This is a genomic window from Halostagnicola alkaliphila (genome assembly GCF_055379965.1).
Window position 1 is genome coordinate 2,689,731 of record NZ_AP043826.1, and the last position, 12,448, is coordinate 2,702,178.

The following is a 12,448-nucleotide window of genomic DNA, read 5'->3' on the forward strand; positions in this document are numbered from 1 at the left end:
GGGCCCCGCCGCCCTGCGGTCGCGCCGGCACCTCGTTACAGCAGACCGTATGAGACAAATCAATATTCCTGACACTCGCTCGGGTTCGAAGTCAGTTCAACAGCCTACCGTAGCCACATCCCGATCGCCTGTTCGCCCAACTCGAGGCCCAACTGTGGCACCTGATAGATGATCAACGCGGCGACGACGAGTTCCAATCCGGTGACGATGACCGTGACGAGGTCGGCCATCCTGCTCTTGACGGCGACGCCGACCGGCAGGCCGAACTCTTCCTTCCAGAGCGGGTAAAACAGCGCGATACCGCGCTTGCTTCCTGCAACGTCGAGCACGTAGTGGGTAAGAATCCCGATCCAGACGTACTCGAGGTTCGCGAAGAAGTACGGAAAGGCGATAAAGGCGACGAGAATCGGCAGGTTGTGCAACGTCTTGCGGTGCTTGCCGAAGGCGGTATCGACGTCCGGAAACAGCGCACCGAGCGTGACCGGAACGCCGATCATCAGAATCGTCACGAACGTCTCTTCGGTCCCGGACGGCTCGAGCAGGTACCCCAGCCCGATACTCAACAGGACGGCGTTGAGAACGTGCCCCTTCTTGTTCATCTACTGAACGCTGGGAATCGAAGGACGGAATAGCTTTCTGTCGAGACCCGTCGTCGACCCGACTCATCCCGCCGAGAGTCTCTCGGTCGGAACCGTCGTCTCAGTGAACTCGATCGATCGCTTCTAGCAGGTCCTCGAGCGCCCGTTCGACCGTTTTCGCCCGGACCGTCGCCCTGTCGCCGTCGAACTCGTATCGGGAAACGGTCGCTTCCGAAGTGTGGGTTCCCCACGGCCCGGCGTATGAAACCCCGATGTAGACGGTTCCGACGGGGTCTTCCTCCGTTCCGCCCGTCGGGCCGGCGACGCCCGTCGCGGAGATTCCCCAGGTGACGTCGGTCACGTCGCGGACCCCCTGTGCCATCTCGCGGGCGACGGGTTCCGAGACGGCCCCGTGCTCGTCGAGGGCCTCGCGACTAACGCCGAGGTGCCGGCGCTTGGCGTCGTAGGCGTAGGTCGTCAATCCGGCGTCGAAGTAATCGCTCGCCCCCGGAATCGTCGTGATCGCCGCGCCGATCAACCCGCCGGTACAGGATTCGGCGACAGAAAGGGTCTCCTCGGCATCTCTCAGCGCGTCGCCAACCCGCATCGGAAGCTCGCGATCGATATCGTCGTTCATACTCGAGCAGAAGAGAGCGGGAAGTTTCAATGAAACGGTGAAGCCGGTTGGCGAGTCCCGTGACGAATCGCGAGCTCGCCCGTGTCGAAAGATCCACGGCCTGTCGGCCCCCAACGGAACGCATGGACTACGAGACGCCGCTTTTCTTTCGCGTGATGCAGTACGCCTCGAGGGCCGAGGGAGACGTGATCGACATGGTGAGCGGGAATCCGGACTGGGAGCCGCCGGCGGCGCTCCGAGAGGGGCTCCACGAGTACGCCGATGCGGATTCCGATCGGTTCCAGTACCCGCCGAGCGACGGCCTCCACGAGCTGCGCGAGGAGATCGCCGCCCGCCGAAACGTGGACGTTTCCCAGGTCGTGGTCACCAACGGCGCTGGCGAGGCGAACTACCTCGCGATGGCTCGAGCATTAGAGCGCGACAGCGGCTCCGAGATCGTACTGACCGACCCCGTTTATCCGTACTATCCGGGAAAGACGACCATGCTCGAGGGGACCCAGACCTACGTCGAAACGGACGAGACGGGCCAGCTCGATCCGGACGACGTTCGTTCGACGGCGAGTGCGGACACGGCCGCGATCGTGGTCAATTCGCCGAACAACCCGACCGGCGCGGTCTATCCCGAGGAGACGGTCCGCGAACTGGTCGACATCGCCGAAGCGAACGATGCGATCCTCGTCAGCGACGAGGTCTACGACCACTACGATCTCTCGGGAACGTTCTCGAGCGCGCTCTCGGTCGACTCCGAACATCGGATCGTCACCAACGCGTTTTCGAAGTCACTGGCGATTACGGGCTTTCGCGTCGGCTACGCAATTTTCCCCGAAGAACTGGTCGAGGCCGCCAGAAGCAGACACATGCTGGTCAACGTCGCAGGGAGCCGGCCCGCCCAGTACGCCGTTTTGCACGCGCTCCGAGAAACGGGACCGGAGTACTACCAAGAAAACCGCGAGGGCCTTCGCGAACGCGTCGATACCTTCACCGACGCCCTCGAGCGAACGGGTGCGGAGTATACTCGACCCGACGGATCGTTCTACGTCATGGTTCGTTTCGACGGCTTTCCGGGAACGCTCGAGAACGTCGAACGACTGATCGACGAGGCCGGCGTCGCCGGAATGCCGGGGACCGCCTTCGGGAGTTCTCGGGAGGAGTGGCTCCGATTCGCGCTCGTGACGCCGCGGGTCGCAGAATCGGCGGAGCGGCTGATCGAGTACTTCGAGTAAAATCCATTCGATTCGGACGGGGAAGTTCGATCGGTCCGATTTGGATGGCGCTGCGGGCGTTACCGAAGCGATCCTGACCACTCGCAGTTCGAACACGCAAAGAGGCCAGCGCCGTTTATCGTCTCGCTTGCGCAGTCGGGACAGGTCGCAGACCCCTCGAGTACGGCGCTGCCGTCGCTCGAATCCACCACACCCCGAGCGGGAGTGTGAGCGAGGCGACTTCCGGGATCGGTTCCGTCGTACGGGAACGGGGCATCGTTCGGGGTTTCGAGTTTCGAATCGGAAGACCGCGTGTCGTGTTCTGGATCAATCGGAACGGTGTCGGTATCCGAGTTCTTCGGCTCGGTGCAAGGCTCCGGGTCGGGTACGGCGGACTCGGTCTCGGTGGGTTCGGATGCAGTGGGTTCGTATGCTGTCGTCATTGTTCGGGTACGCTCGGCTCATCCGTCCACGATCCCGTATATAATGCTATCCACTAGAGTAGCAAGTCCGTATACCGATATTAATATTCCTAATACTGCCAATCATCGTGCAGTGAGACTGCGGTTCGGTTAGGTTTCCCAATTCGAATTGGACCGACGATTACTCGTGTCTGGGTTGGGTACTGGCTTGCATGAGTGGACTCGACGTCGATCCGGTCGAAGAGACGAACGAGGACGGCGACGACCACACGATCGAAGTGACGCCGACGGACTCCGTCGAAGACGAGGTCGAACGACGGACGATCGACGTCGAACCGAGCGACGAGCCGGTCGACGGACCCGAGTACGTCCTGTACGGCGGTAAAGGCGGCGTCGGAAAGACAACGATGGCGGCCTCGACGGCGCTGGATAGCGCCCAGCGGGGCGTCCGGACGCTCGTCGTCTCGACGGATCCGGCGCACTCGCTCTCGGATACCTACGAAACGGATATTCCGGCGAAGCCGACCCGCATCCGCGACGACGTACCGCTTTACGCGGCCGAGATCGACCCCGAAGCGGCGCTCGAGGACGCCGAGACGATATTTTCGGGAGGTGGGGAGACCGCGGGCGCTGGTACCGGACCGGGTACAGGAACTGACACCGGACCGAACACGGGAACTGGCGGCGGCGCTGGAGACGGATTCGGAACCGGCCCGTCGGGCGAAGCCGATGGCCCGCTCGGCGACCCGGACGGCCCGCTGGGCGGCATGGGCGAGATGCTCGGCGGCGATTCCCCGATGGACGCCATGCTCGGCGGGAGCATGCCCGGCTCCGACGAGGCCGCGGCCGTCCAACTCCTCCTCGAGTACATGGACGACGACCGGTTCGATCGTGTCGTCGTGGACACGGCACCCACGGGTCACACCCTGAAACTCCTACAGTTGCCGGAACTGATGGACTCGATGATGGGCAAGATGATGCAGTTCCGCCAGCGAATCGGCGGGATGATCGAAGGCATGAAAGGCATGTTCGGCGGCGGACCCGATCAGGATCAAGAGCCCGGGATGGACGACCTCGAGGAGCTTCGCGAACGGATCGAACGCCTTCGAGCCGCGCTTCGGGACCCCCAGCGGACCGACTTTCGGATCGTGATGGTCCCCGAGGAGATGAGCGTCCTCGAGTCCAAGCGACTCCGCCAACAGTTGCGGGAGTTCGAAATCCCCGTCGGAACGCTCGTCGTCAACCGCGTGATGGAACCGTTGACGGACGTCACCGACGACGTCGAAGGCGAGTTTCTCGAGCCGAACCTCGAGGAGTGTGCGTTCTGTCAGCGGCGCTGGGACGTCCAGCAGAACGCGCTGATGGAAGCCCAGGAGCTCTTCCGCGGGACAGACGTGCGTCGCGTTCCGCTGTTCGCCGACGAAGTTCGCGGCGAGGAGATGCTCGAGGTCGTCGCGGCTTGTCTTCGATAAGAGATCGTCCATTCTTCTGGGACGAACAGCCGGATACATCGCAGACTTGATGAAACTTCGGAGGGCGAACCAAATCGGTAGAATTGGCGGGTGCGAACGAAGATTGGCGGGTGCGAACGAAGATTGGCGGGTGCGAACGAAGGTGGTTTTGAAGCGAATCGCGGCCCTCCTGAATATAAACTACTTACGCCGGCGACGCAGATCTCGTGGGCCGTCACCCGTACGGGTTCGAGCCTTTCGCTTCGTTTGTGCGTCGTACTTCCCGTCCCCAGTTGATCCGCTTCGTAGCCGTATCAACCCTATTTTCGTAGCGTGGAGTACCGGCTCGGAACGCTTCTCGTGCTGGCAGTAGGGATTTCCACATCCTCCCCAACCGATTCGCTCTGTCGCTTCGCTCCGTCGCTCATCCCTCGCGCGGCTTTGCATCGGGGTTCACACGGGTTCACCCACGATGCAGCGCACGCCACCGCACAGGCCCGATCGGTCCGGATCGGACGTGTATAGTTGTCCGATGGCCTCATCCAGGATGATCAAATACGAGAACGAGAAACGGGAACATCTCCGCAACGAGCCAGCCGAAATTGCGCGGCCCGACTGCCGAGTTCGGATCGATCTCGTGAAGAAGACCGAGCCGATGTTCAAACGAACTTCCGCAGAAGACCGTACGCCGCGTCGCGAAGCCGATCCGGAAGGAACCGGGCGTAGGAGCCGTACTGTGCGATCGGGCCAACGGGGTACCGTGCCGGGGGCTCCGGACAGGTCCCGGCGTGGAGGATCGCCGCCGCAACCTCCCTGGGTTCGATCGCGAGCGGCCCCCCGCCGCCGATCAGCTGTGCGTCGTCGTAGATCTCGTAGAGCGTCTCGTAGGCCGGCGTCCGATTCTCCGGGAGTTCGTCGTCCGTCCGCTCGACGAACTCCGTTTCGACGGTCCCGGGCTCGATCAGGACGACCTCGATGCCGAACTCCTCGACTTCCGCCCGGAGCGAGTCGCTCATCGCTTCGAGGGCGTGTTTCGACCCCGAATACGGGCCGGTTCCGGCGAACGAAAGGCGACCGAGGATGCTCGAGACGTTGATGATCCGGCCCTCGCCCTGGGCTCGCATGTGGGGAAGCGCCGCTCGAGCGAGCCGGTGGGGCCCGTAGACGTTGACGTCGAACTGTCGGTGGAGATCCAGCGTGGAGACGTCCTCGATCGGCCCCATCTGGGCGTAGCCCGCGTTGTTCACCAGACAGTCGATCGCACCGCCGATTTCGACGGTCTCTTCGACGGCTCGAGAAACCTGATCAGGATCGGTGACATCGAGCTCGAGCGTCTTGCATCCCGCCTCGGCGAGGTCCGCGATGTCGTCGGTGTTGCGCGCCGTGGCCACGACCTGCCAGTCCTTCTCGAGGAAGGCCTTGGCCGTCGCTTTTCCGATACCCGACGAACAGCCGGTGATGAGGACGCACTGCTTTCGAGTGTACCGGTCGTCGGCGTCCTGGGTCGTCGTACGCTCGCGCTCGTCGCTCGAGGCCGTCCGATCGTCGGCCGCGATGTCAGTTTCGTCCTCGTCGCTGGCTCCGGGAGGGTCCTGGCCCCCGTCGTCGTCCGTTCCCTCGGCTTCCTCAGCAATGGCCATACCAGTTGGGTTCGTGAACCGTCACCTAAGTACCGACGGTTTTTCTCGCGCATCGTTCGGTGGTGGTCTGGGTCTCAGCGATCGACTAGTGGTGAGCGAGAAGCAACTGGCGATGCGTAAGCGACGGCACGGGAGTTGAGTATTCGTCTGTCGACGGGATGGTAGAGCTCGCGGAGAAGCAATCACGTCAAAGCAATCGACCCGTGATGGGTTTTGGAAGGATAGAAACCGAATTTCGAAGGGATGTCTCGTCCGCTACTGCGACCTGTCTGCGGTGACAACGTACGATTCCATCGGGGAGACGATTCCTTCATCGTCAATATACGCGTGTAACGCATCCTCGACCTCTCGAATCAGTTCGTCCCGCACCGTTCGCTCGACGGCTGCGATCGGTTCGGCTAACGGCGAGCTAGCCGCCTCGCGGCGAACGAACGCCGCGACCGAAGGGTAGCGCACGGAGCCGATCTCGATGCTGACTGAGACGTCGTCGAACCGTGCGTCCTGGGCGAGCATCCGGAGGTCCTCCCCGCCCCATTCGGAGAACGGAGAGCGCATCATTTCCCCGGCTTCATCGCCGATGTGTCGCTCCAAGGCGTCGGCTAACACGGCGTATGCGGGCTGGTAGTCGATCGATCGCCAAACGCTCAGCGCCACACGCCCACCGGGTGGAAGAACCCGACGCATCTCCTCGAGGGCGGCGAACGGATCCTCGAAGAACTGGAGTGCTTGTTGACAGCAGACGACGTCGAAGCCTCCATCCGAGAACGGGAGGTCGGTCGCGTCCCCCCGTCGCCACTCGACCGAAGGCTGGCTGTCGGCAGCGGTTTCTTCCGCCACTGCAAGCATCTCTTCGTTGATGTCGAGCCCGACAACGGACCCGCTAGTCTCGACCCGGGACGCAGCATGACGCGCCACGATACCGGTCCCGCAGGCAACGTCTAAGACACGGTCTCCCTCGCGTACCTCGCCAGTCTCGATCAGTCGATCAGCCCACGGCGCGAAAATCGGCGGCACTAGAAATAGTTCGTAGGCTTCGGAAGCGCTCTGTTCAACCTGCCAGCCGGACGATTTGGGTGTGTGATTACTCATGAACGCTCACCGCAAGTGCGGGTACGCCGCGAATGGAAGTATAAATGCCTAGTGAAATATTTCACGCCGCGAAAGCGCAGTTGGTGAGGTGAACCCGAATCAGTTGGCGTCGATCATCGGATCGACCCGACCGAACCGAGGTCAGTTGCGTCGTCGAGCGGTCGGGCTTCGTCCCGAAACTGTTCGTAGTAGGACTCCGCCCACGCGCGCATCTCGTCGCTTTCGGTGTCAACGAGCGACTGCAACGCACCCGTCCTCGGGTCGTAACAGCAGATGCTGACCCGGTCGTCGAAGAGGCAGATGCCACACCGGTCCTCGAGCGGAAGGTCATCGTTCAACAAGACGGTATAATTGGCGCGAGTCGTAGTCTCCACGACCGTTTCCTCGTCCCACAAGAGGAGTTCCCGGAACACGGCTGGCGGGTAGACGTATTCACACTCCAAGCCCTTCTGGACCCGGTCGAAAAACGGCTCTAAATTTCCTGATTTGAGTAGTGCCATGCCGAATCCGCGCATCGTTCTCGTTGCGGTGATGAGATCCGTGAGCCGTTCGACAGGCTCGTAAGGGTATCCGGGCCCTGGTTGGGAAACGACCACGTCGGTGAACAACTCAATGCTGAATCCGTCGATTTCGTGCGGCAACCACGGCCAGACCTCGCGGAGTCGCCGCTGATACGCCATCGCGTCCTTGAATCGACCAAACTGGTCGGCGACGTACTCACCCAGCCCGGTCAGCTGGTACGTGCTCCCCTCTCGTTCGATCCAGTAGCGGTCCCGAAAGTCGGTGAGGATTCGGCCCATAGTCGGGGAAGACGCTCCCGTTGCCGTGCGCAGGTCGTCCCGGTCACAAGAGCCCGCAGCCAGTTCGTCAAGCACCCCAACGCGATGGTTCGAACTGACGAGGAACTCGATATCGTCGAGTGTCGCATCCATGATAATGGTATGACTCGACACACAATAATCGTGCAGGGAGGCCTCTCGTTTTCTCGTCGACGGAATGCGTGAGTTACGTCGAAGAGGTCATCGGGCGTGTGAATTAGCCATCTATCTCTTTGGCCTCATCCGCGTACCCATCCGCCAGACGAACCGGTTCCGGGAGTTTGTATCCCGAACTCAGCTCCAGCACGACGTCGGCGGCCGTTTCGGGGCCGACGCGGTGACCGGGACTGACGTACAGCGGGTTCACGTACCGACTCGAGGACTCGTACTGCTTGGTCTGGACGGCGTATCCGAGCAGGGTTCCGTCGGCAACGTCGACCCGCGAGTTCGCTTCGATCGGAACGCGCGTTCCGGCGGGGAGGTTTTCGAGATCGCCCGCGGGCTCGCCACAGAGGAGACTCTTCGCGACGCCGATGGCCGGGGCGTCGAGGAGAACGCCGATGTGGGTCGCGATGCCCGCCTGCCGGAAGTGGATGCGCCCGCTCCCGTCGAACAGGAAGAGATCGGGCTCGACGAAGAGTTCCTCGATGGCGTCCAGAATCGGCGCTCCCTCCCGGAACGCCAGCAGGCCGGGAATGTACGGAATCTCGAGGGGCGTAACGGCGAAGACGCGTTCGATCACTTCGCCGCCGCGCATTGCGACGACGGCGCTCAGGGCCCGTTCAGGTTCGGAATCGAGCAGAAACGATTGATCGACGCCGGCGACGATCGGCGGGTCAGTATCGCTCGTGGCCGCCTTGAGCGGGTTCGAGAGAGATTCGGGGTCGAACGTCTCGAACAACTCCGTCTCGTCCTCGAACACCGCACTTTCGGCGATCTCTCGCTGGAGTGACTCCATCTCCTCGGTCGAAAGCGAGGCGTCGGGGAGGAGGTCTGGTCTCGAGAGGTTGCTCATTGGTGTGTCGTAATAGACGAGCGAAAATGAGTGTCGGGATTTAGATATCGATCGACAGAAACCGGCGAGACGTGTTTAGAACGGACCGCGTCCGCGTCCCGGACCGCCGGGTCCGCCCGGCCCACCCGGCCCGCCGCCACCACCGAGTTGTAACTGGTTCGGTGTCCGGATGTTCTTCGTTCGTTTGAGGTACTCCCCGTAGGCGAAGCCGACCAGCAAACCAACCAGGTGGGCTGCGTGAGCAATCCCGAGGGCCCCTCCCATGCCGCCGCCGACCAGCAACAGACTGATCACGGCGAACCCGCCTGTCAGCACCCAGAGCGGCATCGGAATGAAGAACATGAAATACACTTTGAGGTTAGGGTTCAGAATCGTGATAACGCCGAGGATGGCGAGTGCGCCCCCAGACGCGCCGAGAACGCCGCCCTCCCAGGGTGCGAGCGCGCCTTCGGTCATCTGGATGAAGACCTGGGAGAGCCCGGCCAGTATCCCGCTTCCGAGAAACAGCAACCAGAAGTTCCGGTCGCTAACGTACCGACTCAGCAGCGGACCGAAGAAGAAAATCACGATGCTGTTAAAGGCGATATGCATCAGCCCGCCGTGAGCGAAGATAGATGTTACCCACGTCCAGACGTACTCGGGATTCTGTGGCGTGAGAGCGAAGATCGAGCGGTAGGTGAGATATGACGAACCTTGAAACATTCCGAGCGAACCGACGGGTGCAAGCAACAGTCTCGCCACCTGCTGGAGCAAGAACGTGATCCACATCAACAGCAAAATCGTATACGTTACGTTCCCACGGAAGTATCCCAGCGGCCCGCCCGGCCCCGTATCGAACGGAAGCTTCGAGGCGATTTTCGCCTTCGTCGAGGCCTCAACGCTCGAGTTCGAGTTCACGCTGTCGTCGAACCCGCTGTTGAAGACTCCCTTCGGGTCGTTCCAGTCGTGCAGGCCCGAGCAGTTGTGGTTCTCCGGTAAGCGGTGCTCGCCGCAGTGTGTTCCCCCGCAATGGCGACACTCGTACGGCATGTTCTCTTGTTGCCCACACACGTCGCACTTGGCCATTGCCCGGGGGTATGCGTGGAATGGCTAAGGGATTTGGGGTTTCGGTGGGCTCGTGCCGCGCCCCGATTCCTTTTTGCTGGTTACGAGCGAACACGAACCCGTGCAAGAGTACGAGCGAAAGCAGTTGCTCGAGCGCGTCGGGCGCGAAGGCGCGACCGTCGGCGCGGATATCCCGGAGACGATCGCCGTCCAGGGCGAGGAGATCGATCTCCAGACGTTCGTCTTCGAGATCAAACGCCGCGAGACGGTACCCGCGGGCGAACGCGAACGCGTCGAGCAAGCGAAGAAAAATCTCCGACGCGAGCGCTTAGAGCGGATCGAACGGATCGAGGAAGACGACATCACCCGGGAGACCGGGGAGGAGTTGGCCCGGAGCGTCGTCGGGATCGATCGAGCGCTCAACGCGCTCGAGAACCTCGGGCCGACGGATCTCGAGGGCGAACAGCAGAGCAAGCAAGCCGCGGACACCAAACGCTGGATGTCGTTCCTGCAGAAGGCGCTCGGCCGCGAAGACGACGCGGCGTCTCGAGGTGGCAGGTGATGTGCGGTGCGAAACCACAGGTAACGCGCGACGCGAGACGACCGGTACCGTGGCGTCACGAGGCAACAGGTAATATGACCGTCCGACGTGAGAACCAACCAGTGAGCATGATCGAGAGCGACGAACGGAGGGCCCTCCGATGACGACCAACGCCGAACTCGCCGCCCGCTTCGAGGAGTTCGCAAACTTGCTCGAGGCGGACGACGTCGAGTACAAACCGAGAGCGTATCGCCGCGCCGCGGAGAACATCCTGGCCCACCCCTCGCCGATCGCGGACCAACTCGAGGCTGGCAACGAGGAGGCCGTCGAGAACATCGACGGCGTCGGAGACGCCATCTCCTCGAAGATCGTCGAGTACGTCGAGACGGGCGAGATCGAGGAACTCGAGGAACTACGCGAGGAGCTACCAGTCGACATGGCCGCGCTGACCCGCGTTGAAGGCGTCGGCCCCAAGACGGTCGGCTCGCTCTATCGCGAACTCGAGATCCGGAATCTGGACGACCTCGAGGCCGCCGCCGAGGCGGGCGAGATTCAGGAGGTCAAAGGATTCGGCCCGAAGACGGAGCAAAACATCCTCGAAAACGTCGAGTTCGCGCGGACGATCGGCGAACGACAACTGCTGGGCGAAGCCAGACCGCTCGCGGACGACGTGCTCGAGTACCTCGAGTCCGTCGACGTAATTTCCGAGGTGGAAGTCGGCGGCTCGATCCGGCGGTGGCGAGAGACGATCGGCGACGTCGACGCACTCGCAGCCACGGAGTCGGGGCCCGAGGCGGTCGAGGCGTTCCTCGAGTGGGATTCGATCGACGACGAGATCGAGTCGGGTCCCTCGAAGGCGAGCGTGCGGGTCGGCGACGTTCGCGTCGACCTTCGCGTCGTCGTCCCCGAGGAGTTCGGCTCTGCGCTGCAGTACTTCACGGGCAGTAAGGATCACAACGTTCGGCTCCGAAACTACGCGATCGAGCGCGACATGAAGTTGAACGAGTACGGCGCGTTCGATGTAAGTAGCGAGGCGCTACGGGCCTCGGGCAGTCGGACGGAGTCCGACGACGAGATCGACGATCCGGACGCGGGTGAGGGAACCGACGGTTCGCGAACGTCGTCGGGCCAGCAGTCCGACGGAAGTCAGCGGGTCGGCGACCGCGTCGCGGGCGAGACGGAAGAAGGGATGTACGACGCACTCGGGTTGCCCTGGATCCCGCCGGAACTGCGCGAGGATCGCGGCGAAATCGACGCCGCAGCTTCGGGTGAGCTTCCGAACCTAATCACTCGAGAGGACATTCGCGGCGACTTACACACCCACACCGAGTGGTCCGACGGCAACAACACGATCGAGGAGATGGTCGATGCCGCCGAGGACCGAGGGTATGACTACTACGCCGTCACGGACCACGCCGTCGGACCCGGCGTCGTCGGCGGGATGGGCCTCTCCGATACGGAGATTCTCGAGCAGGTCGAGGCGATTCGGGAGGTCGACGCCGCCGCGGATATCGAAGTCCTTGCGGGAACCGAGGCCAACATCGACGCCGACGGCGAGATCGGTCTCGGCGACGAGGTGATCGACGCGCTCGATATCATCGTCGCCTCGCCCCACAGCGCGCTCGACCAGGACTCCGAGGACGCCGCGGAACGACTCGTCCGGGCCATCGAAAATCCCGCGATCGACGTGATCGGCCACCCGAGCGGACGATTGCTCAACCAGCGTGAAGGGCTCGCGATCGACGCGACGGCGCTCGGGGCCGCAGCCGCCGAACACGACACCGCACTCGAGGTCAACAGCGATCTTCGGCGGCTCGACCTCTGGGGAAGCGCCGTCCAGGCCGCGCTCGAAGAGGGCGCGACGATCGCGATCGACACCGACGCCCACCAGCCGGCGACGCTCGAGTACGTTCGCTGGGGCGTCCACACGGCCCGTCGCGGCTGGGCGGAACCAGCGGACGTCATTAACACGTGGGATCTCGAGGAGCTTCGGGAGTTCCTGCACTGAGTA

12 protein-coding genes are annotated in these 12,448 nt (G+C 62.6%); 4 read left to right on the top strand and 8 right to left on the bottom strand.

The window, feature by feature from the left end:
* Positions 1-104: 104 nt before the first annotated feature.
* Together ACZ5C7_RS18690 and ACZ5C7_RS18695 are read right to left on the bottom strand one after the other, a co-directional pair.
* Positions 105-599 carry a metal-dependent hydrolase gene (locus ACZ5C7_RS18690; protein ID WP_464377777.1) on the bottom strand — a complete coding sequence of 165 codons (495 nt, stop codon included), beginning with the start codon at positions 597-599 and terminating at the stop codon, positions 105-107.
* A gap of 100 nt (positions 600-699) precedes the next feature.
* A complete protein-coding gene (locus tag ACZ5C7_RS18695) occupies positions 700-1,215 on the bottom strand; it encodes a CinA family protein (protein WP_464377778.1) in 516 nt (171 codons plus the stop codon).
* Between the two features lie 122 nt (positions 1,216-1,337).
* Here ACZ5C7_RS18695 and ACZ5C7_RS18700 point away from each other — a divergent pair, with 122 nt between their 5' ends.
* Complete coding sequence (locus ACZ5C7_RS18700) at positions 1,338-2,438, top strand: pyridoxal phosphate-dependent aminotransferase (protein ID WP_464377779.1); 1,101 nt, start codon at positions 1,338-1,340, stop codon at positions 2,436-2,438.
* A 59-nt stretch (positions 2,439-2,497) separates the two neighbouring features.
* Here the strand turns inward: ACZ5C7_RS18700 and ACZ5C7_RS18705 are convergent, their stop codons facing one another.
* Complete coding sequence (locus ACZ5C7_RS18705) at positions 2,498-2,860, bottom strand: hypothetical protein (protein ID WP_464377780.1); 363 nt, start codon at positions 2,858-2,860, stop codon at positions 2,498-2,500.
* Positions 2,861-3,051: 191 nt separating this feature from the next.
* Between ACZ5C7_RS18705 and ACZ5C7_RS18710 the strand changes: the two genes are divergently transcribed.
* Positions 3,052-4,311, top strand: coding sequence for an ArsA family ATPase (locus tag ACZ5C7_RS18710; protein WP_464377781.1), 1,260 nt, complete (start codon positions 3,052-3,054; stop codon positions 4,309-4,311).
* A 638-nt stretch (positions 4,312-4,949) separates the two neighbouring features.
* Here ACZ5C7_RS18710 and ACZ5C7_RS18715 read toward each other — a convergent pair.
* The 5 genes from ACZ5C7_RS18715 to ACZ5C7_RS18735 form a co-directional block, all read right to left on the bottom strand.
* A complete protein-coding gene (locus ACZ5C7_RS18715; protein ID WP_464377782.1) occupies positions 4,950-5,930 on the bottom strand; it encodes an SDR family oxidoreductase in 981 nt (326 codons plus the stop codon).
* Between the two features lie 255 nt (positions 5,931-6,185).
* Complete coding sequence (locus ACZ5C7_RS18720) at positions 6,186-7,019, bottom strand: class I SAM-dependent methyltransferase (RefSeq protein WP_464377783.1); 834 nt, start codon at positions 7,017-7,019, stop codon at positions 6,186-6,188.
* A gap of 113 nt (positions 7,020-7,132) precedes the next feature.
* Complete coding sequence (locus ACZ5C7_RS18725) at positions 7,133-7,951, bottom strand: helix-turn-helix transcriptional regulator (RefSeq protein ID WP_464377784.1); 819 nt, start codon at positions 7,949-7,951, stop codon at positions 7,133-7,135.
* Between the two features lie 103 nt (positions 7,952-8,054).
* Complete coding sequence (locus ACZ5C7_RS18730) at positions 8,055-8,852, bottom strand: endonuclease V (RefSeq protein ID WP_464377785.1); 798 nt, start codon at positions 8,850-8,852, stop codon at positions 8,055-8,057.
* A 75-nt stretch (positions 8,853-8,927) separates the two neighbouring features.
* Positions 8,928-9,917, bottom strand: a complete 990-nt coding sequence (locus ACZ5C7_RS18735) for a rhomboid family intramembrane serine protease (protein ID WP_464377786.1) — start codon at positions 9,915-9,917, stop codon at positions 8,928-8,930.
* 100 nt (positions 9,918-10,017) lie between these two features.
* Between ACZ5C7_RS18735 and ACZ5C7_RS18740 the strand changes: the two genes are divergently transcribed.
* Together ACZ5C7_RS18740 and ACZ5C7_RS18745 are read left to right on the top strand one after the other, a co-directional pair.
* Positions 10,018-10,458, top strand: a complete 441-nt coding sequence (locus ACZ5C7_RS18740) for a DUF5788 family protein (RefSeq protein WP_464378474.1) — start codon at positions 10,018-10,020, stop codon at positions 10,456-10,458.
* Between the two features lie 139 nt (positions 10,459-10,597).
* Positions 10,598-12,445: a helix-hairpin-helix domain-containing protein gene (locus ACZ5C7_RS18745; protein WP_464377787.1), complete on the top strand. Its 1,848-nt coding sequence runs from the start codon at positions 10,598-10,600 to the stop codon at positions 12,443-12,445.
* The last annotated feature ends 3 nt before the right edge of the window (positions 12,446-12,448 follow it).